This window comes from Streptomyces sp. WAC07094 (assembly GCF_036320405.1).
Lineage (GTDB): Bacteria > Actinomycetota > Actinomycetes > Streptomycetales > Streptomycetaceae > Streptomyces > Streptomyces lannensis.
This window is the reverse complement of record NZ_JAVMJZ010000001.1, coordinates 4598940-4622561: the sequence shown is the minus strand read 5'-3', so window position 1 is coordinate 4622561 and position 23622 is coordinate 4598940. Positions and strand designations below refer to the sequence as shown.

20 protein-coding genes and 1 riboswitch are annotated in these 23622 nt (G+C 71.8%); of the genes, 9 read left to right on the top strand and 11 right to left on the bottom strand.

Going from position 1 to position 23622, the window contains the following annotated elements; all coding sequences use genetic code 11:
• Positions 1–18: 18 nt before the first annotated feature.
• Positions 19–2640 (top strand): helicase C-terminal domain-containing protein, encoded by a 2622-nt coding sequence (locus RCR19_RS20450; protein ID WP_331266445.1) that lies wholly within the window; start codon positions 19–21, stop codon positions 2638–2640.
• 67 nt (positions 2641–2707) lie between these two features.
• Positions 2708–4351, top strand: coding sequence for a DNA repair helicase XPB (locus RCR19_RS20445; RefSeq protein WP_059127038.1), 1644 nt, complete (start codon positions 2708–2710; stop codon positions 4349–4351).
• Positions 4352–4479: 128 nt separating this feature from the next.
• Here RCR19_RS20445 and RCR19_RS20440 read toward each other — a convergent pair whose 3' ends face one another.
• Positions 4480–4668, bottom strand: a complete 189-nt coding sequence (locus RCR19_RS20440) for a hypothetical protein (RefSeq protein ID WP_331266444.1) — start codon at positions 4666–4668, stop codon at positions 4480–4482.
• 371 nt (positions 4669–5039) lie between these two features.
• Between RCR19_RS20440 and RCR19_RS20435 the strand changes: the two genes are divergently transcribed.
• Entirely contained in the window at positions 5040–7118 is a 2079-nt protein-coding gene (locus tag RCR19_RS20435; RefSeq protein ID WP_331266443.1) for a UvrD-helicase domain-containing protein, read from the top strand.
• A gap of 463 nt (positions 7119–7581) precedes the next feature.
• Here RCR19_RS20435 and RCR19_RS20430 read toward each other — a convergent pair whose 3' ends face one another.
• Positions 7582–8271, bottom strand: a complete 690-nt coding sequence (locus tag RCR19_RS20430; RefSeq protein ID WP_331266442.1) for a copper homeostasis protein CutC — start codon at positions 8269–8271, stop codon at positions 7582–7584.
• A 106-nt stretch (positions 8272–8377) separates the two neighbouring features.
• Positions 8378–9055 carry a maleylpyruvate isomerase family mycothiol-dependent enzyme gene (locus tag RCR19_RS20425; protein ID WP_331266441.1) on the bottom strand — a complete coding sequence of 226 codons (678 nt, stop codon included), beginning with the start codon at positions 9053–9055 and terminating at the stop codon, positions 8378–8380.
• Between the two features lie 46 nt (positions 9056–9101).
• Here RCR19_RS20425 and RCR19_RS20420 point away from each other — a divergent pair, with 46 nt between their 5' ends.
• Both RCR19_RS20420 and RCR19_RS20415 read left to right on the top strand, forming a co-directional pair.
• Positions 9102–9746, top strand: coding sequence for a hypothetical protein (locus RCR19_RS20420; RefSeq protein WP_331266440.1), 645 nt, complete (start codon positions 9102–9104; stop codon positions 9744–9746).
• Between the two features lie 51 nt (positions 9747–9797).
• Positions 9798–10865, top strand: a complete 1068-nt coding sequence (locus tag RCR19_RS20415; RefSeq protein ID WP_331266439.1) for a GNAT family N-acetyltransferase — start codon at positions 9798–9800, stop codon at positions 10863–10865.
• Here the strand turns inward: RCR19_RS20415 and RCR19_RS20410 are convergent.
• A complete protein-coding gene (locus RCR19_RS20410) occupies positions 10813–11133 on the bottom strand; it encodes a DUF4031 domain-containing protein (protein ID WP_331266438.1) in 321 nt (106 codons plus the stop codon). The two genes, RCR19_RS20415 and RCR19_RS20410, sit on opposite strands and share 53 nt — an antisense overlap.
• A complete protein-coding gene (locus RCR19_RS20405) occupies positions 11130–11513 on the bottom strand; it encodes a hypothetical protein (RefSeq protein ID WP_331266437.1) in 384 nt (127 codons plus the stop codon). Before RCR19_RS20405 ends, RCR19_RS20410 begins: the two co-directional genes overlap by 4 nt.
• Before the next feature lie 56 nt (positions 11514–11569).
• Between RCR19_RS20405 and RCR19_RS20400 the strand changes: the two genes are divergently transcribed.
• Both RCR19_RS20400 and murQ read left to right on the top strand, forming a co-directional pair.
• A complete protein-coding gene (locus tag RCR19_RS20400; protein ID WP_059127029.1) occupies positions 11570–12508 on the top strand; it encodes a MurR/RpiR family transcriptional regulator in 939 nt (312 codons plus the stop codon).
• Positions 12509–12560: 52 nt separating this feature from the next.
• A complete protein-coding gene (murQ, locus tag RCR19_RS20395) occupies positions 12561–13496 on the top strand; it encodes an N-acetylmuramic acid 6-phosphate etherase (RefSeq protein WP_331266436.1) in 936 nt (311 codons plus the stop codon).
• A gap of 85 nt (positions 13497–13581) precedes the next feature.
• Here the strand turns inward: murQ and RCR19_RS20390 are convergent, their stop codons facing one another.
• The 6 genes from RCR19_RS20390 to thrC form a co-directional block, all read right to left on the bottom strand.
• The gene (locus RCR19_RS20390) at positions 13582–15075 is read right to left on the bottom strand and encodes an MFS transporter (RefSeq protein ID WP_331266435.1); all 1494 of its coding nucleotides are present in this window, start codon (positions 15073–15075) and stop codon (positions 13582–13584) included.
• A gap of 172 nt (positions 15076–15247) precedes the next feature.
• Positions 15248–16372: an NADH:flavin oxidoreductase gene (locus tag RCR19_RS20385; RefSeq protein ID WP_331266434.1), complete on the bottom strand. Its 1125-nt coding sequence runs from the start codon at positions 16370–16372 to the stop codon at positions 15248–15250.
• Between the two features lie 185 nt (positions 16373–16557).
• Entirely contained in the window at positions 16558–18180 is a 1623-nt protein-coding gene (gene groL / locus RCR19_RS20380; protein ID WP_331266433.1) for a chaperonin GroEL, read from the bottom strand.
• Between the two features lie 310 nt (positions 18181–18490).
• The gene (locus RCR19_RS20375) at positions 18491–18694 is read right to left on the bottom strand and encodes a cold-shock protein (RefSeq protein ID WP_009339379.1); all 204 of its coding nucleotides are present in this window, start codon (positions 18692–18694) and stop codon (positions 18491–18493) included.
• A gap of 449 nt (positions 18695–19143) precedes the next feature.
• Positions 19144–19419 (bottom strand): MoaD/ThiS family protein, encoded by a 276-nt coding sequence (locus tag RCR19_RS20370; protein ID WP_220293636.1) that lies wholly within the window; start codon positions 19417–19419, stop codon positions 19144–19146.
• Positions 19420–19463: 44 nt separating this feature from the next.
• Complete coding sequence (thrC, locus tag RCR19_RS20365) at positions 19464–20744, bottom strand: threonine synthase (protein WP_331266432.1); 1281 nt, start codon at positions 20742–20744, stop codon at positions 19464–19466.
• A gap of 18 nt (positions 20745–20762) precedes the next feature.
• Positions 20763–20917, bottom strand: a riboswitch (SAM riboswitch).
• Between the two features lie 206 nt (positions 20918–21123).
• Between thrC and RCR19_RS20360 the strand changes: the two genes are divergently transcribed.
• Together RCR19_RS20360 and RCR19_RS20355 are read left to right on the top strand one after the other, a co-directional pair.
• Positions 21124–22068: a glucosyl-3-phosphoglycerate synthase gene (locus RCR19_RS20360; RefSeq protein WP_331266431.1), complete on the top strand. Its 945-nt coding sequence runs from the start codon at positions 21124–21126 to the stop codon at positions 22066–22068.
• Between the two features lie 114 nt (positions 22069–22182).
• The gene (locus tag RCR19_RS20355) at positions 22183–23613 is read left to right on the top strand and encodes a trehalose-6-phosphate synthase (RefSeq protein ID WP_331266430.1); all 1431 of its coding nucleotides are present in this window, start codon (positions 22183–22185) and stop codon (positions 23611–23613) included.
• Positions 23614–23622 lie beyond the last annotated feature (9 nt).

The following is a 23622-nucleotide window of genomic DNA, read 5'->3' as shown; positions in this document are numbered from 1 at the left end:
CCCGCTACCGTGGACCGGATGACCCCCGAGGAGCGCTCACGCAAGGAATCGCCGGGCACGGGCAGCGGCACCGCCGCACCGCGCTCACTGGCCGAGTCCCTGCGCGCGCGGGACGACGCCTCCCTGTCCGCCCTCCTCCGCGCCCGCCCGGACCTCATCACCCCGGTTCCCACCGACCTCACCCAGCTCGCCACCCGGGCGGCCACCCGGGCGAGCGTCGTCCGTGCGCTCGAGCGCCTCGACCGATTCGCCCTGCAGACCGCGGAGGCCCTGGCCGTCGCCGGGGACCCCGCCACGTACGGGGAACTCCTCGGCCTGATGGCCGGTGACGACGGACCGCAGGCCGATCCCCTGGTCGCCGAGGCCCTGCCCCGCGCCCTCACCACGCTGCGCGACCAGGCCGTCGTCTGGGGCGCGGACGACCGGCTGCGGCTCGTCCGCACGGCCCGGGAACTGCTCGCCCCGTCTCCGCAGCACCCCTCGCCCACCGGCCTCGGGCCCACGGTCGCGGAGGCCGCGGGCGGCATGTCCCCGGGGCGGATCCAGGAGATCCTGACCGCGGCCGGACTGCCCTCCACGCACGACGCCGTGTCCGCCATGACCGCCCTCTCCGAGCTGTTCGGCGACCGCGCCCGTATGGCCGCGCTCCTCGAGAAGGCACCGGCCGAGTCCCTCGAGGTGCTGTCCCGGCTGGTGTGGGGCCCGCCCTACGGCCAGGTCACCCCCAACCCCGCGCCGCGCCTGCGCTGGTTGCTGGACCGCGGCCTGCTGCTGCCCTCCCCCAAGCTGTCGGCCGGACTCGAACAGGGCAGGCCCCCCGCCCCCGGCACGGTCGTCCTGCCCCGCGAAGCGGCCCTGCATCTGCGGTCCGGCCGGGCGCACCACCACACGGAGCCGCTGCCGCCCGTCGTGGAGGCCGCCGCCACCCACTCCGCGCACATGGTGGACGCGACCGCGGCCGGTCAGGCCTACACCGCGCTCGCGACCGTCGAGGAGCTCCTGAAGGACTGGGACGAGGGCGGCCCTTCCGTACTGCGCGCGGGCGGCCTGAGCGTACGGGACCTGAAGCGGACCGCCGTGGCACTGGACGTGTCCGAGCCCGTGGCCGCCTTCTGGGTCGAACTCTGCTACGCGGCGGGCCTGTTGGCGTCCGACGGCGAGGCGGACGAGCGCTACGCCGCGACTCCCGCGTACGACGAGTGGACGGAGCTGCCCCCCGCCGGACGCTGGACCCGGCTGGTCACGGCCTGGCTGACCGCGACCCGCACCGCGGGGCTCGTCGGCGGCCGGGACGCGAAGGACCGTGCGCTCTCCGCGCTCGGCCCCGGCCTGGACCGCTCGGCCGCGCCCGAGGTCCGCCACCGCGTCCTGACGCTGCTGGCCGGACTCCCCGAGGGCGCCTCCGCCGCGCAGGAATCCGTCCTCGCCCGGCTCCGCTGGGAGCGCCCGTTGCGCGCCGACCGGCCCGCGGCCGACGACCTGCGCAGCCGGCTCGCCCAGTGGACGCTGTCCGAGGCGGAGCTGCTGGGCGTCACGGGCCGCGGCGCCCTGTCCGGGCACGGCCGTGCCCTGCTCGGTGAGCGCCCGGACCACACCCCGCCCGCCGAGCCGACCGGTCCGGGCGACAAGCTGCCCGTCCACCGGCAGCACCACCGCCCCGCCCCGCACGAGCCCCTCACGGCCGCCGAACAGACGGCGGCCGCCGCCCGCGCCGCTCGTCTGCTCGCGCCCCTGCTCCCCGAACCGCTGGACCACGTCCTGCTCCAGGCGGACCTGACGGCGGTGGCACCCGGCCCGCTGCAACGGCCGCTCGCCGACATGCTGGACGTCCTCGCGGACGTGGAGTCCAAGGGCGGCGCGACGGTCTACCGCTTCACACCGGCCTCCGTGCGCCGCGCGCTCGATGCGGGCCGTACGGCCTCCGATCTGCACGCCTTTCTCGCCGCGCACGCGCGCACCCCGGTCCCGCAGCCGCTCGCGTACCTGATCGACGACGTGGCCCGCCGGCACGGGCACCTGCGGGTCGGCGCCGCCTCCGCGTATCTGCGCTGCGACGACGACGCCCTGCTGAGCGAGATCCTCGCCGACAGGCGCTCGGCAGGACTGCGCCTGCGCAGGCTGGCCCCGACGGTCCTGGCCGCCCAGTCCGATCCGGCGGTGCTCCTGGAGGGCCTGCGCACGATGGGCTTCGCCCCTGCGGCCGAGTCCGCCGAGGGCGACGTCCTGATCACCCGCGCCCATGCCCACCGCACCCCGCCCCGCACCCCGCCCGAGCCGGTCCCGGACGGCCCCCCGACCCCCGACACCACACTGCTGACGGCGGCCCTCCGCGCGGTACGCGCGGGCGACCTGGCCTCCACGGCGCCGCGCAAGCCGACGGGAGCCCCCGCCACGGGCGGCGATCTGCCCCGCACGACCTCGGCCGAGACCCTGGCCACCATGCAGGCCGCCGTCCTCACCGGCGAGTCCCTGTGGATCGGCTACGTCAACGCCGAGGGCAGCGCCAGCCAGCGGGTCATCGCTCCCATCCGTGTGGAGGGCGGCTTCGTCACGGCCTACGACCACACGGCCGACGAAGTGCGCACCTATCCGTTGCACAGGGTCACCGGGGTGGCCGAGCTGGCGGACGACCAGCTGTGATCACACCCGTATGAGGCACACTGGACGTTTGGCCGCACGATCAGGCCACATGGAAAGGGTGCCGCGCGTGAATGGTCCGCTCATCGTTCAGTCCGACAAGACCCTGCTTCTCGAAGTCGATCACGAGCAGGCCGACGACTGCCGTCGGGCCATCGCTCCGTTCGCCGAACTGGAGCGCGCTCCCGAGCACATCCACACCTACCGGGTGACCCCGCTCGGACTGTGGAACGCGCGGGCCGCCGGGCACGACGCCGAGCAGGTCGTCGACGCCCTCGTGCAGTACAGCCGGTATCCGGTGCCGCACGCGCTGCTCGTCGACATCGCCGAGACCATGGACCGCTACGGGCGGCTGACCCTCAGCAAGCACCCCGCGCACGGCCTGGTCCTGACGAGCACCGACCGGCCGGTGCTCGAGGAGGTGCTCCGGTCCAAGCGGATCGCCCCGCTGGTCGGTGCGCGGATCGACCCGGACACCGTCGCCGTCCATCCCTCCGAACGCGGGCAGATCAAGCAGGTGCTGCTCAAGCTGGGCTGGCCGGCCGAGGACCTCGCGGGCTACGTGGACGGCGAGGCGCACCCGATCGAACTGCGCGAGGACGGCTGGGCCCTGCGGCCCTACCAGAAGCAGGCCGTGGAGAACTTCTGGCACGGCGGCAGCGGTGTCGTCGTGCTGCCCTGCGGCGCCGGCAAGACGCTCGTCGGCGCCGGTTCGATGGCGGAGGCCAAGTCCACCACCCTCATCCTGGTCACCAACACCGTCTCCGCCCGGCAGTGGAAGCACGAGCTGGTGAAGCGGACCACCCTCACCGAGGACGAGATCGGCGAGTACTCCGGCACACGCAAGGAGATCCGCCCGGTCACCATCGCCACCTACCAGGTACTCACCACCAAGCGGAAGGGCGTCTATCCGCACCTGGAGCTGTTCGACTCCCGCGACTGGGGCCTCATCGTCTACGACGAGGTGCATCTGCTGCCCGCGCCCGTCTTCAAGTTCACGGCGGACCTGCAGGCACGACGGCGGCTCGGGCTGACGGCGACGCTGGTGCGCGAGGACGGCCGCGAATCGGACGTGTTCTCCCTCATCGGCCCCAAGCGTTTCGACGCGCCGTGGAAGGAGATCGAGGCCCAGGGGTACATCGCGCCCGCCGACTGCGTGGAGGTGCGGGTCAACCTCACCGACGCGGAGCGGCTCGCCTACGCCACCGCCGAGACGGAGGAGAAGTACCGGTTCTGCGCGACCACCGACACCAAGCGGAAGGTGACCGAGGCCCTGGTGCGGCGCTTCGCCGGGCAGCAGATCCTCGTCATCGGGCAGTACATCGACCAGTTGGACGAGCTGGGTGAGCACCTGGGCGCGCCCGTCATCAAGGGCGAGACCACCAACGCCCAGCGCGAGAAGCTCTTCGGAGCCTTCCGCGAGGGCGAGATCAGCGTGCTCGTCGTCTCGAAGGTGGCCAACTTCTCCATCGACCTGCCGGAGGCGACCGTCGCCATCCAGGTCTCGGGCACGTTCGGCTCCCGGCAGGAGGAGGCCCAGCGGCTGGGACGGGTGCTGCGCCCCAAGGCCGACGGCCATCAGGCCCACTTCTACTCGGTCGTCGCCCGCGACACCATCGACCAGGACTTCGCCGCCCACCGCCAGCGCTTCCTGGCGGAGCAGGGATACGCCTACCGGATCATGGACGCCGACGAGCTGCTGGCCGAGAGCTGAGTCACCGGCGGGGCACGGCACGGAAAGGGTGCGCGCGGTCACGGTCCGTCGGAGGGCCGACCCGGCCCCGCGCACCCGGGCCTGCCGCCCGGCTGTGGGATGCGGGCGGGCGCCCGGCGGGACGCCCGTCAGCGGCGGCTGCGGACCCCGGACTCCTCGCCGTACTCACCGAGGAGCACCACGTCGATCGTGGCGCCCACGAACACCTTGACGGCACGCAGGGCGTTGCCGATGCGATGGCGACGGTGGTCCCCGTCGAGGGCGGTCGCGCCGGGCGGAGGGCCGTGCCGGGCGGGTGTGAAGCTTGCTGCGCTCATGTCTCCATGGTGGAACCGTGTGCCCCGAACGGCGTCGGACCAAGGACGTAACCTTCCCGCCCGCCCCGTACCCCTCCGGTCTCCCCCGTGTCGTACTCCGGAGGGACGCCGTCCCTTAGGGCACGGGGGTCGTCATCCCCGGGACGCCGGAAAATCCGTTGTCCACCACATCCACCCGTCACCTAGAATGCCCTCTCTTGCCCGCCTCCCTTCACGGAGAGCCGCCGTCCGGACGGAAACCGGACGGCACGACAGCCACCAGCCATCGCGAGGAGCCGCCCGGCGCGCGCACGCGCTCCGATCGGCCCGCCTCCCCTGTCCTCCCGGCACCGCGCGAACAGGGGAGCCCACCGCCCCGGAGGCACCTTTCCGTGTCCAGCCCGTCAGCACCGTCCGCCCCCGATCCTCTTTCCGCCCCGTCCGCGCCCGACCCGCTCACCCGCGAGCGATCCCACCTCACTCGGTCCCGGGCCGCGCTGCGCGCGATGCGCGAGGACGTGGAGAACCTCGACATCAGCGACGTCACCGCGAACTGGGTCAACGCCGAGGTCCTCGCCCGTCAGATCGAGGAGCGCATCAAGGCGCTCGCCGACCTCAGCCACACCCCTCTGTTCTTCGGCCGCCTCGACTACCTCCACGCGCCCGGCGCCGACCGAGCCGAGGGTGCGGACGGCGAGCGCTTCTACATCGGACGGCGGCATGTGCACGACGCCGACGGCGACCCGATGGTCATCGACTGGCGCGCCCCCGTCTCCCAGCCGTTCTACCGTGCCTCGAAGAAGGACCCGATGGACGTCGCCCTGCGGCGGCGCTTCGGGTACACCGGCGGGGATCTCACCGCGTACGAGGACGAGCACCTCTCCGACCCCGCCGAGGCCGCCACCACCAGCAAGCTGCTCCAGCAGGAGATCGAGCGCCCGCGTGTCGGTCCCATGCGCGACATCGTGGCCACGATCCAGCCGGAGCAGGACGAGATCGTGCGGTCGGGGCTGTCGGGGACCGTCTGCGTGCAGGGGGGACCCGGCACCGGAAAGACGGCCGTCGGCCTGCACCGGGTCGCGTACCTCCTCTATGCGCACCGCGAGCGGCTCGCCCGCACCGGCACCCTGGTCATCGGGCCGAACGCGTCCTTCCTGCACTACATCGAGCAGGTGCTGCCCGCGCTCGGCGAGCTCGCGGTGAAGCAGGCGACCGTCGACGACCTCGTCGCGCACGTCGAGGTGCGCGGCACGGACACCGCGGCCGCCGCCGTGATCAAGGGTGACGCGCGGATGGCGGAGGTGCTCCGACGGGCGGTCCGCTCACATGTGACGATGCCCACCGAGCCCGTCATGGTGGTGCGCGGCTCCCGGCGCTGGCGGGTGCCGGCATACGACCTCGAGGAGATCGTCCGCGAGTTGCTCCAGCGGGACATCCGCTACGGCGCCGCCCGCGAGGCCCTGCCGCAGCGGATCGCGCACGCCGTACTCGTACAGATGGAGCGGTCCGGGGAGGCCCCGGACGACCGTGTGCAGGACGCGGTCGCCCGCAACAGCTCCGTGAAGGCCGCGGTCAAGGCCGTCTGGCCGCCGGTCGATCCGGCGAAACTGGTCCTGCGTCTGCTCGCCGACGCGGACTTCCTCGCCGCGCACGCGGCGGGGATCCTCGACGAGGAGGAGCAGAAGGAGATCCTCTGGGCGAAGCCCGCGCGGTCCGTGAAGTCCGCCAAGTGGTCGCCCGCGGACGCGGTTCTCATCGACGAGGTCACCGACCTGGTCCAGCGCACCCATTCGCTCGGGCACGTGGTCCTGGACGAGGCCCAGGACCTGTCCCCGATGCAGTACCGGGCGGTGGGCCGGCGCTGCACGACCGGTTCGGCGACCGTGCTCGGCGACCTGGCGCAGGGCACGACCCCCTGGGCGACGCGGAGTTGGCAGGAGGCGCTCGCACACCTCGGGAAGTCGGACGCGATGGTCGAGGAGCTGACGGCCGGTTTCCGCGTGCCGACGGACGTGATCACGTACGCCTCCCGGCTGCTGCCGCACATCGCGCCGGGCCTGGCACCGGTGGCGTCGGTGCGGGAGAACCCGGGCTTCTTCCAGGTGCGTGCGATCAGCGCGTCCGGGGAAGTGGTCGCCGCCTGCGCGGAGTTGCTGCGCAACGAGGGCTCGACGGGCCTGATCGCGGCGGACGCGCGGATCCCGGTGCTCGCCGAGGCGCTCACCGCCGCGGGCATCGGTTATCTGGGCCCCGGCGAGGAGACGACCCACGAGACCCGGCTGACCCTGGTTCCGGCGTCACTCGCCAAGGGTCTCGAGTACGACTACGTGGTCCTCGACGAGCCGCAGGCGGTCGTCGACGGCGAACCGGACGAACGGACGGGTCTGCGCCGACTGTATGTCGCGCTCACACGTGCGGTCTCGGGCCTGGTCGTCACCCACGCGGCCCCGCTGCCGACCCAGTTGGGCTGAGACGACCGGGGCCGTCACGGCACGGCCCCCGGTGCGGGCCCGGATGCGCCGGGCGGCCGTCGCGAGCCCACCGGCACACGGCAGCCGCCCGAAGACGCACCAGCCACGCACCGGGGCTCCACCGGTCCGGGCTCGGACTGCCGTACGCCATACCCGAACACCTGCCACCCGGCAACGAACGATCCGCGCCGGGGCGCCACCGTCGCCCGCGGCACAACCAGACGTCCACGACCACGTCGCACCCGAACGGCAACGGCCGGCAAGGACGGTCCGCACCCCGGCGGCACCGGCGGGGCATCAACGGCCGCACGTCACATCCGAACAGCAACCGCCCGGCAAAGGGCGGTTCCGCACCGCCGCGCCGCCGACCGGCCGGACGTCCACGACCGCGCGCCACACCCGCCCGCCGGCTGCCCTGCAAGGGCCGGTCCGAACCGAAGCGCACCCACCGCCGCGGCTCCGGCTAGGCGTCGACCGCCGTGCGCCACACGCGTACGGCCTCCGCCGAGACCGGTGCGGTCCAGCCGTGCGGGCGGGCCGCCCCGCCGATGTGGAAGGCGTCGACGCCGACCGCGCGCAGCCGCGGCACATGCTCCAGGCGCAGGCCGCCGCCGACGAGCAGCCGCTGGGTGTAGCCGGGCTCCCCGTGCCGTACGGCCTCGGTGATCAGGGTGGGCAGTCCGTCGTCCACACCGTCCCGCGAGCCCGCTGTGAGGTAGGTGTCCAGGCCCGGGAGCTCGGCGAGTTGCTTGCGCAGGGCGTCGCGGTCGGTGGCACGGTCGATCGCGCGGTGGAACGTCCAGCGGCAGCCGTCCAGCTCCGCGACCAGCCGCTCCACGGCGCCGAGGTCCGGTCCGCCGTCCTCGCCGAGGAAACCGAACACGAACTCGTCGGCCCCGGCCGCGCGCAGCTCGCCCGCGGTACGGACGAGCGCCTCGAGGTCACCGGCCGCGAACCCGTCGCGCAGGCGGAGCATCACGCGCAGCGAGATGCCGACGGCGGCGCGGATCCCGGCGAAGGTCTCGACCGGCGGGGTGAGCCCGTCGGCGGCGATGTCGGTGACCAACTCGAGGCGGTCCGCGCCTCCGGCCTGGGCGGCGAGCGCGTCCTCGACCCCGAGGGCGATCACCTCCAGGACTGCACGCGTGCTCATAGGACCCCTTTCCTTGGTGTTCCCCTGAAGCGACTACAGGTCTAGTCCAATCCAAAGGGTACGACGGCGGGGCGCCCGCGCGCGAGAAGATCACTCCGGGGACGGCTCAGCGGAAGAGGTTCAGCTCCTTCTCCGACACCCCCACAAGCTCGTACGACGCGCCCGCCGGCGGGCGGCCCGAGTAGAGCCGCACCAGCGTGGCGGAGCCGCCGAGGAACCGTGCCGGCGGCCGCTCGCCGTTCCTGTCGCCGAGGCGCAGAGGCTCGTCGACGTCGTCCAGGTCCGCGTGCAGCGGGACGTGCTTGCGCTCGCGGCAGACACGGGCCAGCAGCGTCAGCGCGTCGGGCAGTCCGTCGCCTCCGTACGCTCCCGGCTCCCCGAACGCGTCCCGGACGTCCCCGGCATGCACCCACTCACCGAGCGCGATCATGTCGAGCGGGCCGCCCGCCACGGCGATCGCCGCCCCCGCCTCGGTCATCCCGTGCTCCAGTTCGTCCACGACCCGGGCATTGGTCCACCCGGCACGTTCGGCGATGTCCCGCTCGTTCGCCTCGGGGCTGAACACGTCCTTCTCGAAGCGGTTCTCCACCACGCGCATCAGAGCCGCCGAGCAGTGCGCGAGCACATGCCGCACGGACCAGCCCGGACATGCGGCGGAAGGCAGCGCGAAGTCCGCGTCGGGACGGCCCCGCAGCAGCGGGATCAGGGCGTCGCGCTCGACGGCCAGCAGCCGCCCGGGCAGTTCGGGGTCCCGTACGTCGTCGTGCAGGTCGGCAGTCGTCATGGGAGCAACGCTAGGGGCCGACCCGCCGGCACGGGAGAATGCGCGCATGACCGACCTCGACGCGTTGCGCTCCCGCTGGCAGCGCACCCTGCTCGCGACCCGGGAGGGCGGGGGCCACCCCGATCCCCGCCTGTACGCCGACGACCTGCTGCGCCGCTGGGCGGAGCCCCAGCGGCGCTACCACACGACGGAGCATCTGAGAGCGGTCCTCGACCACGTCGACGTCCTCGAGGAGTACGCGGACGATCCGGACGCGGTACGGCTCGCCGCCTGGTTCCACGACGCGGTCTACCAGCCCGACCGCTCGACGAACGAGGAGCGCTCCGCGCGCCTGGCCGAGCGGGCCCTGCCCGAGGCAGGAGTGCCGCAGCGTACGACGGCCGAGGTCGCCCGTCTGGTGCGTCTGACCGTCGGCCACGCCACGGAGCCGGGCGACGCCAACGGCGCCGTGCTGTGCGACGCGGATCTGGCGATCCTGGCGGCGGCCCCGCACGAGTACGCCGCGTACACGGCCGCGGTCCGTCAGGAGTACGGCTTCGTCCCCGACGAGGCGTTCCGCGAGGGCCGGGCGGCCGTGCTGCGCGGGCTCCTGGATCTGCCCCGGCTGTTCCGCACGCCCTACGGACAGCGGGAGTGGGAGGCGACGGCCCGCTGGAACATCGGGGCCGAACTGGACCTCCTCGGCGCCTGATCCGCGAAATCCGGTGGGGAGGGATGCACCCACCGGCCTATCCTCGCCCGCATGCGGAGCATGGGCGGGGAACGGGTGAGGGAAGCCGTCGCGGGTGCCGTGCAGGCGCTGCGCAGGGGCGTGGACCAGGACTGGAGCGAGGTCGGGGCGGGGCGCCTGGAGTGGAGCTGCCGCCGCACGGCCGAGCATGTGGCGGGTGACCTCATCGCCTATGCCGGGCAATTGACGGGGCGCGCCCAGGACGCGTACGTCCCCTTCGAGATCACTCTCGAGGACGGCGCCGGCAACGAGGGAGCCCTGCACGTCATCGAGACGGCGGGGGCGCTGCTCGCCGCCGCCGTCGCCACCACGCCCCGCGAGGTGCGCGCCTTCCACCCGTACCCCTTCCGCAGCGCGGACCGCGAGGGTTTCGCGGCGATGGGTGTCGCCGAGGTCATACTGCACACGCACGACATGGCGACGGGCCTCGGTCTCGCGTACGAGCCGCCCGCCGAGCTGTGCGAGGACGTCCTGACCCGGATCTTCCCCCATGTGCGACCCGGCCCCGACCCGTGGCACACCCTGCTGTGGGCCACGGGCCGCGGCGATCTGCCGGGGCGTGCCCCGGTGTCCCGGTGGCACTGGAGCAACAACCCGGCCATCCCCACGGAACGGCTCACTCTCCACGGCGTCACTCCGGCGGCCGCCATCGATCTGCGCATGGGCGGCACAGGGGGCTTCGAATGGATCGGCGGCGGCCCCTACGAGGGCACCCGCGAAGCCGCCGGGATGCTCGTGCAGGCCTACGAGGCGGGCGTGCTGCGACCGGAGTGGGGCGTCTTCGTCCTGGTGCGGTCCGAGGACGGCAGGGCGGTCGGGGGCATGGGCTTCCACGGCGCCCCCGACGAGGACGGACGCGTGGAGGTCGGTTACGACCTGGTGGCGGGCGCCCGGGGCAACGGCTACGCGACCGAGGCGCTGCGCGCACTCGCCGCCCGGGCGCTGGCCGGGGACGGCGTGACGGAACTCGTCGCGAACGTCGAAAGGACGAACATCCCCTCGCAGGGCGTGGTCACCCGGTCCGGATTCACCCGGGTGGGCGAGGAGCGGGGGATGTACGCCTACTCGCTGAGGCGCTGACCCCGAGGGGCGGCTGCTTGCGTCGGCGCAGTCCGGAGGCGAGCAGCAGCCGCACCACCTCACGGCTGGCGACCTCCACCGCCCCGGCCAGGACCGCGTCGGCGTACCGGTTCGAGGGCAGGTCGTAGTGGTCGCGTTCGAAGGCGCGGCGCGGCACGTCCAGCCTCGCGGCGAAGGCGTGCAGTTCGTCGTAGGAGACGTCGCTGATCAGATGCGACCACATACGGCCGTGGCCGGGCCAGGACGGCGGGTCGATGTAGATCGTCACGAGGACGGCGTCCCGCCCGCGGCCCGCCCGAGCGCCCCCACCGCGGCGACCTTCACGCCGGCCTTGTGACACACCCAGTGCGGGTCCGGCCCGAGCTCGGGCTCGACGTCCAGTGCGTGCGGGTCACCGGAGCCGCAGACGGGGCACAGCGGCCAGCGTCCGTACCGCTCCAGCAGGGCGTCCTGGACGTCCTGCGCCACCAATCCCGCCACGTAGTCCGCTCCGTCGGGCCACTGCTCGACCCACCAGCGCCGCTGGGTGACGGAGTCCTCGACCAGTGAGACGACGTCCGCCTCGGCGACCTCACCCGCGACCAGGTCGGCCAGTACGAGGGCGCGTGCGGCGTGCAGCGTCTGCTCCAGGGGACTGATGGGATCCATGCCCCTATTGTGCGCACTCTTGACCGGGCCTCCGAATGGAAAATATCTTTCACGGTGTGACCCAGGATGTGAAGGAAATTTTCGCGGGGTCGATGCGCCTGGACGCTCCGCCCGCCCCCGCCGCGCTCGCGGCCAAGGTGCGGACCCTCGCGCCCTCCATGACCCGGTCCATGCAGCGCGTCGCGGAGGCCGTCGCCGGTGACCCGGCCGCATGTGCGGCGCTCACGGTCACCGGACTCGCCGAGCTGACCGGCACGAGCGAGGCCACCGTGGTGCGCACGGCCCGCCTGCTCGGCTATCCCGGCTACCGGGACCTGCGGCTCGCCCTCGCGGGCCTCGCCGCCCAGCAGCAGTCAGGCCGCGCCCCCGCCGTCACCGCCGACATCGCGGTCGACGACCCCATCGCGGACGTCGTCGCCAAGCTCGCCTACGACGAGCAGCAGACCCTCGCCGACACGGCGGCGGGCCTGGACACCGTGCAGCTCGGCGCGGCCGTCGCCGCGCTCGCCACCGCACGGCGCATCGACGTGTACGGCATCGGGGCGTCCGGTCTGGTCGCCCAGGACCTGGTCCAGAAGCTGCTGCGGATAGGGCTCATAGCCCATGCGCACAGCGACCCGCACCTCGCCGTCACCAACGCCGTGCAGCTGCGGGCCAAGGACGTGGCCATCGCGATCACGCACTCCGGCTCCACCGGCGACGTCATCGAACCGCTGCGGGTCGCCTTCGAGCACGGCGCGACGACCGTGGCGATCACCGGCCGCCCCGACGGCCCCGTGACGCAGTACGCCGACCACATCCTCACCACCTCCACGGCGCGCGAGAGCGAACTGCGGCCGGCCGCGATGTCCTCCCGCACGAGCCAGCTCCTCGTGGTGGACTGCCTGTTCGTCGGCATCGCACAGCGCACCTACGAGACCGCGGCACCCGCCCTGTCCGCCTCGTACGAGGCCCTGGCGCACCGGCACAGCCCACGGGGCGGAACAAAGCGCTAGCGCCGCCCGTCTTCCTTTCAGAGCTGCGCCGCACCGGAAAGAGCCGCCACCCATGACCACCTCGCCCCACCCCCATGGTCTTCGAGCAGAGCTGGAGACGTTGACCACCGAGGCGTTCCGGTCCGAGCTGGCCGAGATCGACCAGCTGCCGACGCTGGAGATCGCGAAGATCATGAACGGTGAGGACGCGACCGTGCCGGGCGCCGTCGCCGCACGGCTGCCGCAGATCGCCGCCGCGATCGACGACATCGCCGAGCGGATGGCCGGGGGCGGCCGGCTCGTCTACGCGGGCGCGGGCACCGCCGGCCGGCTGGGCATCCTCGACGCCTCCGAGTGCCCGCCGACCTTCAACACGGACCCGTCGCAGGTGGTGGGCCTGATCGCGGGTGGCCCCGGCGCGATGGTGACCTCGGTCGAGGGTGCGGAGGACTCCAGGGAACTGGCGGCGCGGGACCTCGACGCGCTGGCGCTGACGGACCGCGACACGGTGGTCGGCATCTCGGCCTCGGGCCGCACTCCGTACGCCGTCGGCGCGGTGGAGCACGCCCGGGCGCGCGGCGCGCTCACCGTCGGCCTCTCGTGCAACGCGGACAGCCCCCTCGCGGCCGCCGCCGACCACGGCATCGAGATCGTGGCCGGCCCCGAGCTGCTGACCGGCTCCACGCGGCTGAAGGCCGGCACGGCGCAGAAGCTGGTCCTCAACATGATCTCCACGATCACGATGATCCGTCTGGGCAAGACCTACGGGAACCTGATGGTCGACGTCCGTGCCTCCAACGCCAAGCTCCGCGCCCGTTCCCACCGCATCGTGGCGCTGGCGACGGGAGCGGCCGACGGGGAGATCGAACGCGCCCTGGCGGCCACGGACGGCGAGGTGAAGAACGCCATCCTGACGATCCTCGGGGGCGTGGACGGACCGTCGGCGGCACGGTTGCTCGCGGAGAGCGGCGGGTATCTGCGCACGGCGCTGGAGAAGGCGGCGGGCTGACCCGGGGCGGCTGCCGCCCCCGCCGTACGCGGTGCGCGGCGGGCGATCCCGTCGAAGCAGGACCGCGCGCCGCGCACCGCCGGGCTTATGCCTTGGCCCCGGAGACCTTGCCTGCGGGCTCGTGCTCGCCCGCCCCCTCGGCGGGCGAGCCCTGCTCGGCCGACGGGGTGCGGCGCGGGATGAAGGACGCCACCACGAAGGCGAGGAGCGCGGCGCCGGCACCGATGGCCAGGACGGTCTTGAAGCCCTTCTCCGAGGGCAGGGTGGCGGGACCGAGGGTCGTGGTCATGTTGGCCAGGATGACGCCGGCCACCGCGCTCGCGGTCGATGTGCCGATGGACCGCATCAGGGTGTTGAGGCTGTTGGCGGACCCGGTCTCCGACGCGGGGACGGCGCCCATGATGAGCGCGGGCATCGCGCCGTACGTGAAGCCGATGCCGCAGCCGATGACGCAGGAGACGAGCACGAGGTGCCAGACCTGGTCCATCAGCACGATGTTGATGCCATAGCCGGCGGCCACGATCAGCGCGCCGATCATCAAGGTCACCTTCGGGCCCCTGGCGCGCGAGACGGCGGCGGAGACCGGTGCGGTCGCCATCATCACCAGACCGGACGGAGCCATGACCAGGCCGGCCGTCAGCAGTGACTTGCCGAGGCCGTAGCCGGTGGCGGCGGGCAGCTGCAACAGCTGCGGCAGGACGAGGGACATCGCGAACATGCCGAAGCCGAGCGCCACCGAGGCGAGGTTGGTGACCAGCACCTGACGGCGGGCGGTGGTGCGCAGGTCCACCAGCGGCTCCCGCACGCGCAGTTCGAAGACGCCCCACACCAGCAGGATCACGACGGCGGCCACGAACAGGCCGAGGGTGGTACCGCTGCCCCAGCCCCAGTCGGCACCCTTGGAGATCGCCAGCAGCAGACACACCAGACCGGCCGCCATGCCGAGGGCGCCGAGCACGTCGAACCGTCCGCCCGTGCGCACCTCCGACTCCGGCACGAACACCAGGACGAGGACGGCGGCGACGGCGCCGAGCACGGCCGAGGTCCAGAACAGCATGTGCCAGTCGAAGTTCTCGGCGATGACCGCGGCGGCGGGCAGACCGAGGGCGCCGCCGACACCGAGCGAGGCGCTCATCATCGCGGTCGCCGAGCCCAGCCGCTCGGCGGGCAGTTCGTCGCGCATGATGCTGATGCCGAGCGGGATCACACCGGCGGCCATGCCCTGCAGGACACGTCCCACGATCACCGGCGCCAGGGCGTCGCTGAGGCCGACCGTCACCGAGCCGATCACCAGCATGGACAGGCCGACCAGCAGCATGCGGCGCTTGCCGTACATGTCGCCGAGCCGGCCCATCACCGGGGTGGCCACGGCGGCGGCGAGAAGGGTGGCGGTGACGGCCCAGGCGGCGTTCGCCGGCGAGGCGTGCAGGAGCTTCGGCAGCTCCGGGACGATCGGGATCACCAGGGTCTGCATCAGCGAGACCACGATGCCACCGAAGGCGAGCACCGCGACCAGGGCGTTCGATCTCGGCGCCACGGTCGTTCCGTCCCCGGCGGGCCGGGCGGGTGCGTCGGGCATGGCAGGAGCCTCCGTGGGAGTGCAGGTGTGCTTGACTCAGGCAACCTTAGTCCCGATTGATTGACTTAAGCAAGTTAAATTGCGGACGACCGCCAGGAGTCCGGAGGTGTCGGGAGGACGGCGGGCGGCGCTCCCCTTCGCGAGCGCCGCGCCGATCCCGTCGGGTGCCCTCTCAGCTCAGCGTCTTCAGCGCCGCCGCGTCGTAGGGCTTCACCTCGTCGAAGCGGTCGGTCAGGACCTTGGCGGCCCACTCGGGGTCCTGGAGCAGTGCACGGCCGACGGCCACCAGATCGAACTCGTCGCGCTCGAGGCGGTCCAGGAGGTTGTCGATCCCCTTGACCGGAGCACCCTCGCCCTGGAAGCCCCTGAGGAAGTCGCCGTCGAGGCCGACCGAGCCGACGGTGATGACCTGCCTGCCCGTCAGCTTCTTGGTCCATCCGGCGAGGTTGAGGTCGGAGCCCTCGAACTCCGGCAGCCAGTACCGGCGGGTGGAGGCGTGGAAGACGTCCACACCCGCCGCGGCCAGCGGGGTCAGGATCGACTCCAGCTCCTGCGGGGTCCGCGCGAGCCGGGCGTCGTAGGCCTCCTGCTTCCACTGCGAGTAGCGGAAGACGACCGGGAAGTGGGGGGAGACCGCCTTGCGCACGGCCGCGACGATCTCGGCGGCGAACTTCGTACGGGCCACCGGGTCTCCGCCGTAGGCGTCGGCGCGGCGGTTGGTGCCGGCCCACAGGAACTGGTCGAGCAGATAGCCGTGGGCGCCGTGCAGTTCGACACCGTCGAAGCCGATCCGCTCGGCCTCGGCGGCCGCGGCGGCGAAGGCGCCGATGACGTCGTCCAGGTCCTGCTGCGTCATCGCCCTGCCCGTGCCCTCGGCTCCGTCGAGGCGCAGCCCGGAGGGACCGACGGCGGGGGCGTCCGCGAACGGCGGCTGGCCCTGCCTCCGCACCATGCCGATGTGCCACAGCTGGGGCATGATCGTGCCGCCCGCCGCATGCACCGCCTCGACCACCCCGGCCCAGCCCGCCAGCTGCTCCTCACCGTGGAACCGCGGGACGCGGCTGCTCTGACCCGCCGACTCGTGGCCCACGTAGGTGCCCTCGGTGACGATCAGCCCGACCCCGGCGGCCGCGCGGCGCGCGTAGTACGAGACCACGTCCTCACCGGGGATGCCTCCCGGCGAGAACTGGCGGGTCATGGGCGCCATGACGATCCGGTTGGGAACGGTCAGGCCGTTCAGCGTGACGGGGCGGGCCAGGATGCCGGCCGCGCGGGATGCGGAGGGGGTGACGGTCACGTGGGGGAACTCCTCGGCAGGGGGTCGATCGGGAGACCGTGTGGTATGTGCACATGCATCGAGCAGCATACCCAACGGTCGGTCGACCTCCGGGTGACCCTGGACACGCCAGAGGGCGGCACCCCCTGTCTCCAGGGAGTACCGCCCTCGGTGTGATCGGACCGGGTCCGAGCCTGGGATCAGGCTCAGAAGTCCATGTCACCGCCCGGCATGCCGCCACCGGCAGGCGCGGCGGCCTTCTCCGGCTTGTCGGCGATGACGGCCTCGGTGGTGAGGAACAGCGCGGCGATGGAGGCGGCGTTCTGCAGAGCGGAACGGGTCACCTTCGCCGGGTCGATGATGCCTTCCTTGACCAGGTCGACGTACTCGCCGGTCGCGGCGTTCAGGCCGTGACCCGGGGTCAGGTTGCGCACCTTCTCCACCACGACGCCGCCCTCGAGGCCGGCGTTGACGGCGATCTGCTTCAGCGGGGCCTCGAGCGCCAGCTTGACGGCGGCGGCACCGGTGGCCTCGTCGCCGGTCAGCTCCAGCTTCTCGAAGACCTGGGAGGCCTGGAGCAGGGCCACGCCACCACCGGCGACGATGCCCTCCTCGACGGCCGCCTTGGCGTTGCGGACGGCGTCCTCGATGCGGTGCTTGCGCTCCTTGAGCTCCACCTCGGTGGCGGCACCGGCCTTGATGACGGCCACGCCGCCGGCCAGCTTCGCCAGGCGCTCCTGCAGCTTCTCGCGGTCGTAGTCGGAGTCGCTGTTCTCGATCTCCGCGCGGATCTGGTTCACGCGGCCCTGCACCTGCTCCGGGGAGCCGGCGCCGTCGACGATCGTGGTCTCGTCCTTGGTGATGACGACCTTGCGGGCGCGGCCCAGGAGGTCCAGGGTCGCGTTCTCCAGCTTGAGGCCGACCTCCTCGGAGATGACCTCGCCGCCCGTGAGGATGGCGATGTCGCCGAGCATGGCCTTGCGGCGGTCACCGAAGCCCGGGGCCTTGACGGCGACGGACTTGAAGGTGCCACGGATCTTGTTGACGACCAGGGTCGACAGAGCCTCGCCCTCGACGTCCTCGGCGATGATCAGCAGCGGCTTGCCCGACTGCATGACCTTCTCCAGCAGCGGGAGCAGGTCCTTGACCGAGGAGATCTTCTGGTTGGCGATCAGGATGTACGGGTCGTCGAGGGCCGCCTCCATACGCTCCATGTCGGTGGCGAAGTACGCCGAGATGTAGCCCTTGTCGAAGCGCATGCCCTCGGTGAGCTCGAGCTCGAGACCGAAGGTCTGCGACTCCTCGACGGTGATGACGCCTTCCTTGCCGACCTTGTCCATGGCCTCGGCGATCAGCTCGCCGATCTGGGTGTCGGCGGCGGAGATGGAGGCCGTGGAGGCGATCTGCTCCTTGGTCTCGACGTCCTTCGCCTGCTCCAGCAGGGCGGCGGAGACGGCCTCGACGGCCTTCTCGATACCGCGCTTCAGGGCCATGGGGTTGGCACCGGCGGCCACGTTGCGCAGGCCCTCGCGGACCAGCGCCTGGGCGAGCACGGTCGCCGTGGTCGTACCGTCACCGGCGACGTCGTCCGTCTTCTTGGCGACTTCCTTGACCAGCTCGGCGCCGATCTTCTCGTACGGGTCCTCGAGCTCGATCTCCTTGGCGATGGAGACACCGTCGTTGGTGATCGTGGGGGCACCCCACTTCTTCTCGAGGACGACGTTGCGGCCCTTGGGGCCGAGGGTCACCTTGACGGCGTCCGCGAGCTGGTTCATGCCGCGCTCGAGGCCTCGCCGCGCCTCCTCGTCGAACGCGATGATCTTGGCCATGTGAAGTGGTCCTCCCAGGACTGGGGGTGATTACTTCGGACCGCGCCCGCGCCCGCGACGGACGGCCTCGGCCGGAGGTTCCCTGCCCCACCCGGTCCGCGGCCTCACCGACCCGGTCCTTCTTTTTTGTCACTCTCACCTTCAGAGTGCTAACGCCAATGATTAGCACTCGCCCCGTCCGAGTGCAAGGCGCGGCCCCGTGAAGCAGGCCCCTGCGCCCCGGCGCGCCGCCGGACAGACCGAGGGGCTCGCACCCCAACGGGATGCGAGCCCCTCGACACGTCGATCAGTTCAGTCGTCGGCGCGTGCTTCAGCCGGCCAGTCGGACCATGTCCGCCTGCGGCCCCTTCTGACCCTGCGAGATCTCGAACTCGACCCGCTGGCCCTCTTCGAGGGTGCGGTAGCCGTCCATCTGAATCGCGCTGTAGTGGACGAAAACATCCGCACCACCGTCGACCGCGATGAAGCCGTACCCCTTCTCCGCGTTGAACCACTTGACGGTGCCCTGAGCCATGCCTAACTCCCCTATTACTGGCCCTTGCACAGATCCACACTTCGCGGATCCGGGTCAGACCTCACCCCCCAACGGTTGGGGGCGTGCGCCGGAACGCGTCGACCGCGGCTGAATGTATCTGTCCAACTGCCGTCTGCAACAGGTCAATCGGACGAGAATTCAGGGCATGACCGGTCGGGAATGTACGAAGAATTCGTCCGAATTCAGGGCAAGTCGGGCCCCGTAAAAGGAATGAATGGCGCAAAAGCCCTGCGCACTTTGGCTACTTCTTATCGGGTGCGCGGCAGCGACCGGAGGTGCCCGACGGAGAGAGCGGGAACACGTTCCCCAACTGTACCTCGCTCAACCATGCAGAATTGCCCCCTCCGCTTGTCTCACGGAGAGGGCAATTCGATGAACTCTCGGTGACGTGCATTACCGAGGGTAACGATCACGCGGCTGAACGACCGTCAGCCACCCGCCACGGCCGGGATGATGGAGACGCCGGCGCCGTCCGGCGTCGCCGTCTCAAGACCCTGCTCGAAGCGGACGTCGTCGTCGTTGACGTAGACGTTGACGAAGCGGCGCAGCTTGCCCTGGTCGTCCAGGACCCGGGCGGCGATGCCGACGTGGTTCTTCTCCAGGTCGGCGATGACCTCCGCCAGGGTCCCGCCCTCGGCGGTCACCTCGGCTCGGCCGGCGGTGTAGGTGCGCAGGATGGTGGGGATGCGGACGTTGACGCTCATGGGGTGTGACCTCCGGTCGGGGTGCGGCTGGCGGGGACGGACTCTCAACCGAGCCCGGCCTCGCGGAAGGAGTCGAGGTTCGGGCGGATCGTGGCGGTGAGCCCGGTTCCGGCCACGGCGTCCAACGTCTTGAGGCCGTCACCGGTGTTGAGGACGACCGTCGTCTTCGCCGGGTCGAGGACGCCGTTCTCGATGAGCTTGCGCGTCACGCCGACGGTCACGCCGCCCGCCGTCTCGGCGAAGATGCCCTCGGTGCGTGCGAGCAGCTTGATGGCGTCGACGATCTCCGCGTCGGTCACGTCCTCCACGGCGCCGCCCGTGCGGCGGGCGATGTCCAGGACGTACGGGCCGTCCGCCGGGTTGCCGATCGCGAGCGACTTGGCGATGGTGTCCGGCTTCTGCGGCCGTACGACGTCGGTGCCCGCCTTGAACGCCACCGACACCGGCGAGCACCCCTCCGCCTGCGCACCGAAGATCTTGTAGGGCCGGTCCTCGACGAGCCCGAGCTTGATCAGCTCCTGCAGACCCTTGTCGATCTTCGTCAGCTGCGAGCCGGAGGCGATCGGGACCACGATCTGGTCGGGCAGTCGCCAGCCCAGCTGCTCGGCGATCTCGTACGCCAGCGTCTTGGAGCCCTCCGCGTAGTACGGGCGGAGGTTGACGTTGACGAAGCCCCAGCCCTCGCCCGCCGGGTCCCCGATCAGCTCGGAGCAGAAGCGGTTCACGTCGTCGTAGTTGCCCTCGATGCCGACGAGGTCGCCGCCGTAGATCGCGGCCATGACGATCTTGCCCTGCTCCAGGTCGTGCGGGATGAAGACGCAGGAGCGGAAGCCGGCACGGGCCGCCGCGGCGCCGACCGCGCCCGCGAGGTTGCCGGTCGAGGAGCAGGAGAGCGTGGTGAAGCCGAAGGCGCGCGCCGCCTCCAGCGCCTGGGCGACCACGCGGTCCTTGAAGGAGTGCGTGGGGTTGCCGGAGTCGTCCTTCACATACAACCCGCCGGTGACGCCCAACTCGCGCGCCAGGTTGTCGGCCCGGACGAGCTTGGTCCAGCCCGGGTTGAGGTTCGGCTTGTCGGCGACGTCCGCCGGGACCGGCAGCAGCGGCGCATAGCGCCAGATGTTCGCGGGACCCGCCTCGATCCGCTTGCGCAATTCCTCGGTGTCGTAACCCGAGAAGTCGTACGCGATCTCCAGCGGGCCGAAACACTCCTCGCAGGCGAAGACCGGGCCGAGCGGCACCCGGTGGCCGCACTCGCGGCAGGACAGCGCCGCTGCGGGGCCGAGATTCACAGAGTCGGTGCTGCTTGCAACTGTCTGCACAGCCATGTCAGGCGAGGCCCTTTCTCCTCATCTTCCTCACGACGCATCTCGCCGTAAGACGGAATTGGCACCTTCCCGAGCCGGGAGCCTCGCGCAGTGATCAACACTGATCTACGAGACCGGCTGGAGGGTTGCCGGGGCTTCATCGGGCCGTGTCCCTCTGCCCCTCTGGATGAGCTGTATGCGGTTGTTTTACCGGTTATGAACCGCGGTGACCCCCGACATGCGTTGGTCACCGGCGTTGTTCAAGACTGTAACCGAAGGCCAGGACAGTTGAGAGAGTCGTCCGAAGCGCGAGATGGACACCCACCCGCACCGACGGGAACACATCACTCGAAGATCTCTACTGCCACTACCGCCGTACGAACGTGAGGAGCCGCAGACTGTGCTGGAAGAAGTCGAGCGCTGGCTGAGCACCCGCTCCTGGTCCGTCACCGAGCGCCCGCTCCACCGGATCCTGGCCGCGAAACGCGCCTCGGGCTCGACGGTCAGTGTCGTGCTGCCCGCGCTGAACGAGGAGGAGACGGTCGGCGACATCGTCACCGCCATCCGCCGCGACCTCGTGCTGCGGGTTCCGCTCGTCGACGAGATCGTCGTCGTCGACTCGGGCTCCACCGACCGCACCTCCGAGGTCGCCGCCACGGCCGGAGCGAAGGTGGTGCACCGCGACACGATCCTGCCGCGCATCCCGGCCGTGCCCGGCAAGGGCGAGGTCCTGTGGCGCTCCCTGCTCGTCACCCGCGGGGACATCGTCTGCTTCATCGACGCCGACCTCAGGGAGTTCTCGTCCGACTTCGTATCGGGGATCGTGGGCCCGCTGCTCACCGATCCGGGCGTGGACCTGGTGAAGGCGATGTACGACCGTCCGCTGGGCGGCGCGGCGGGCCAGGGAGGGCGTGTCACCGAACTGATGGCCCGCCCGCTGCTCAACATGCACTGGCCGCAGCTCGCCGGCTTCGTGCAGCCGCTCGGCGGCGAGTACGCGGCCCGGCGCTCGCTGCTGGAGCGGCTGCCGTTCCCGGTCGGGTACGGGGTGGAGCTCGGCATCCTGGTGGACGCCCTGCACCTGGTGGGGCTCGACGCCCTCGCCCAGGTCGACGTGGGCGTGCGCAAGCACCGCCACCAGGACGGCCAGGCGCTCGGCCGAATGGCCGCCTCGATCTACCGCACGGCGCAGCTGCGCCTGGCCCGCGGCCATCTGATCCGCCCGGCCCTCATCCAGTTCGAGCGGGGCGACGGCGGTTTCGAGCCGCGCACGTATCAGGTGGACACGGAGGAGCGGCCGCCGATGGCGGAGATCGAGGAGTACGCGGAACACAAGGCGGCCTGAGGATCTCGGCCCGGCGGCGACGGTCCGCGACCGCGGCGGGACCCGTTGTATACGGCTCCGCATACGGCCGACGGGAACGTTTGAGCGTTTTGAGCTCGGGCTAGGTTTCGAGGCATGGCTTCCACGCATGCGGCATCCGTACTCGTCGCCTCCAACCGCGGCCCGGTCTCGTACGCGCTGGACGAGTCCGGCGGGCTCACCGCCAAGCGCGGCGGGGGCGGGCTGGTCTCCGGGCTCTCGGCCATCGGCCCGGACACGGACGCGGTCTGGGTCTGCTCCGCCCTGGGTGCCGGTGACCGGGAGGCCGTGCGGCGGACCGGCGGCGCGCTCGACACGGCCGACACCGGCGGCCGGCGGGTGCGGATGCTGGACATCGACCCGCAGGTGCACGCGGACGCCTACAACGGCATCGCCAACTCGGTGCTGTGGTTCGTGCACCACATGCTCTACCAGACGCCGCTGGAGCCGGCCTTCGGAGCGGAGTTCCGGCGCCAGTGGGCGGCATACGAGGCCTACAACCGCGCGTTCGCCGAGGCGCTGGCGCAGGAGGCGGGCGAGGGTGCGGCGGTGCTGATCCAGGACTACCACCTCACCCTGGCCCCGCGGATGCTCCGCGGTCTGCGGCCCGATCTGCGGATCGGCCACTTCTCGCACACGCCGTGGGCGCCGCCGGAGTACTTCCGTCTGCTGCCCGACGACATCGCGGCGCAGGTGCTCGGTGGGATCCTCGGCGCGGACCGGGCGGCGTTCCTCACGCAGCGCTGGGCGGACGCGTTCACGGACTGCTGTCACACGGTCCTCGGTCCCGGCATTCCCTCCGGCACCCGCATCGGCGTCCACGGCCTGGGCGCGGACGCCGACTTCCTGCGGCAGCGGGCCCACCGGCCGGACGTGGACGAGCGGATGGCGGCGCTGCGCAAGCAGATCGGCTCGGCCCCCGACGGCAGCCCGCGCAGGACGATCGTGCGGGTGGACCGCACCGAGCTGTCCAAGAACATCGTGCGCGGACTGCTGGCCTACCAGGAGCTGCTGGAATCGCGTCCGGAGTGGCGCGAACGGGTCGTCCACATCGCCTTCGCGTACCCCTCCCGCCAGGACCTGGCCGTCTACCGCGACTACACCGCAGAGGTCCAGCGGGTGGCCACGGAGATCAACTCACGCTACGGCACGCCGGACTGGACCCCCGTCGAACTGCATGTGAAGGACGACTTCGCGCGCTCGCTGGCCGCCTACCGGCTGGCGGACGTGGCGCTGGTGAACCCCATCAGGGACGGCATGAACCTGGTCGCCAAGGAGGTCCCGGTGGTCTCCGACGAGGGCTGTGCGCTGGTGCTGTCCCGGGAGGCCGGGGCGTTCGAGGAGCTGTCCGAGGACGCGGTGGCCGTGAACCCGTACGACATCGGGGGCATGGCGGCCGCGCTGCACGAGGCGCTGTCGATGGGGGCGGGGGAGCGCGCCGAGCGGACGAAGCGGCTCGCCGCGCAGGCCACGGCACTTCCGCCGGCCCGGTGGTTCCTTGATCAGCTGGCCGCGCTGGAGAAGTGACGGGGCCGC

What these genes read in the sequence shown, in the direction of transcription:
- RCR19_RS20450 (WP_331266445.1), top strand. Translation starts at nt 19, where the DNA reads ATGACCCCCGAGGAGCGCTCACGCAAGGAATCGCCGGGCACGGGCAGC.
- RCR19_RS20440 (WP_331266444.1), bottom strand. Translation starts at nt 4,668, where the DNA reads ATGAGCGCAGCAAGCTTCACACCCGCCCGGCACGGCCCTCCGCCCGGC.
- RCR19_RS20430 (WP_331266442.1), bottom strand. Translation starts at nt 8,271, where the DNA reads ATGAGCACGCGTGCAGTCCTGGAGGTGATCGCCCTCGGGGTCGAGGAC.
- RCR19_RS20425 (WP_331266441.1), bottom strand. Translation starts at nt 9,055, where the DNA reads ATGACGACTGCCGACCTGCACGACGACGTACGGGACCCCGAACTGCCC.
- RCR19_RS20420 (WP_331266440.1), top strand. Translation starts at nt 9,102, where the DNA reads ATGACCGACCTCGACGCGTTGCGCTCCCGCTGGCAGCGCACCCTGCTC.
- RCR19_RS20415 (WP_331266439.1), top strand. Translation starts at nt 9,798, where the DNA reads ATGCGGAGCATGGGCGGGGAACGGGTGAGGGAAGCCGTCGCGGGTGCC.
- RCR19_RS20405 (WP_331266437.1), bottom strand. Translation starts at nt 11,513, where the DNA reads ATGGATCCCATCAGTCCCCTGGAGCAGACGCTGCACGCCGCACGCGCC.
- murQ (WP_331266436.1), top strand. Translation starts at nt 12,561, where the DNA reads ATGACCACCTCGCCCCACCCCCATGGTCTTCGAGCAGAGCTGGAGACG.
- RCR19_RS20390 (WP_331266435.1), bottom strand. Translation starts at nt 15,075, where the DNA reads ATGCCCGACGCACCCGCCCGGCCCGCCGGGGACGGAACGACCGTGGCG.
- groL (WP_331266433.1), bottom strand. Translation starts at nt 18,180, where the DNA reads ATGGCCAAGATCATCGCGTTCGACGAGGAGGCGCGGCGAGGCCTCGAG.
- RCR19_RS20375 (WP_009339379.1), bottom strand. Translation starts at nt 18,694, where the DNA reads ATGGCTCAGGGCACCGTCAAGTGGTTCAACGCGGAGAAGGGGTACGGC.
- RCR19_RS20370 (WP_220293636.1), bottom strand. Translation starts at nt 19,419, where the DNA reads ATGAGCGTCAACGTCCGCATCCCCACCATCCTGCGCACCTACACCGCC.
- thrC (WP_331266432.1), bottom strand. Translation starts at nt 20,744, where the DNA reads ATGGCTGTGCAGACAGTTGCAAGCAGCACCGACTCTGTGAATCTCGGC.
- RCR19_RS20355 (WP_331266430.1), top strand. Translation starts at nt 22,183, where the DNA reads ATGGCTTCCACGCATGCGGCATCCGTACTCGTCGCCTCCAACCGCGGC.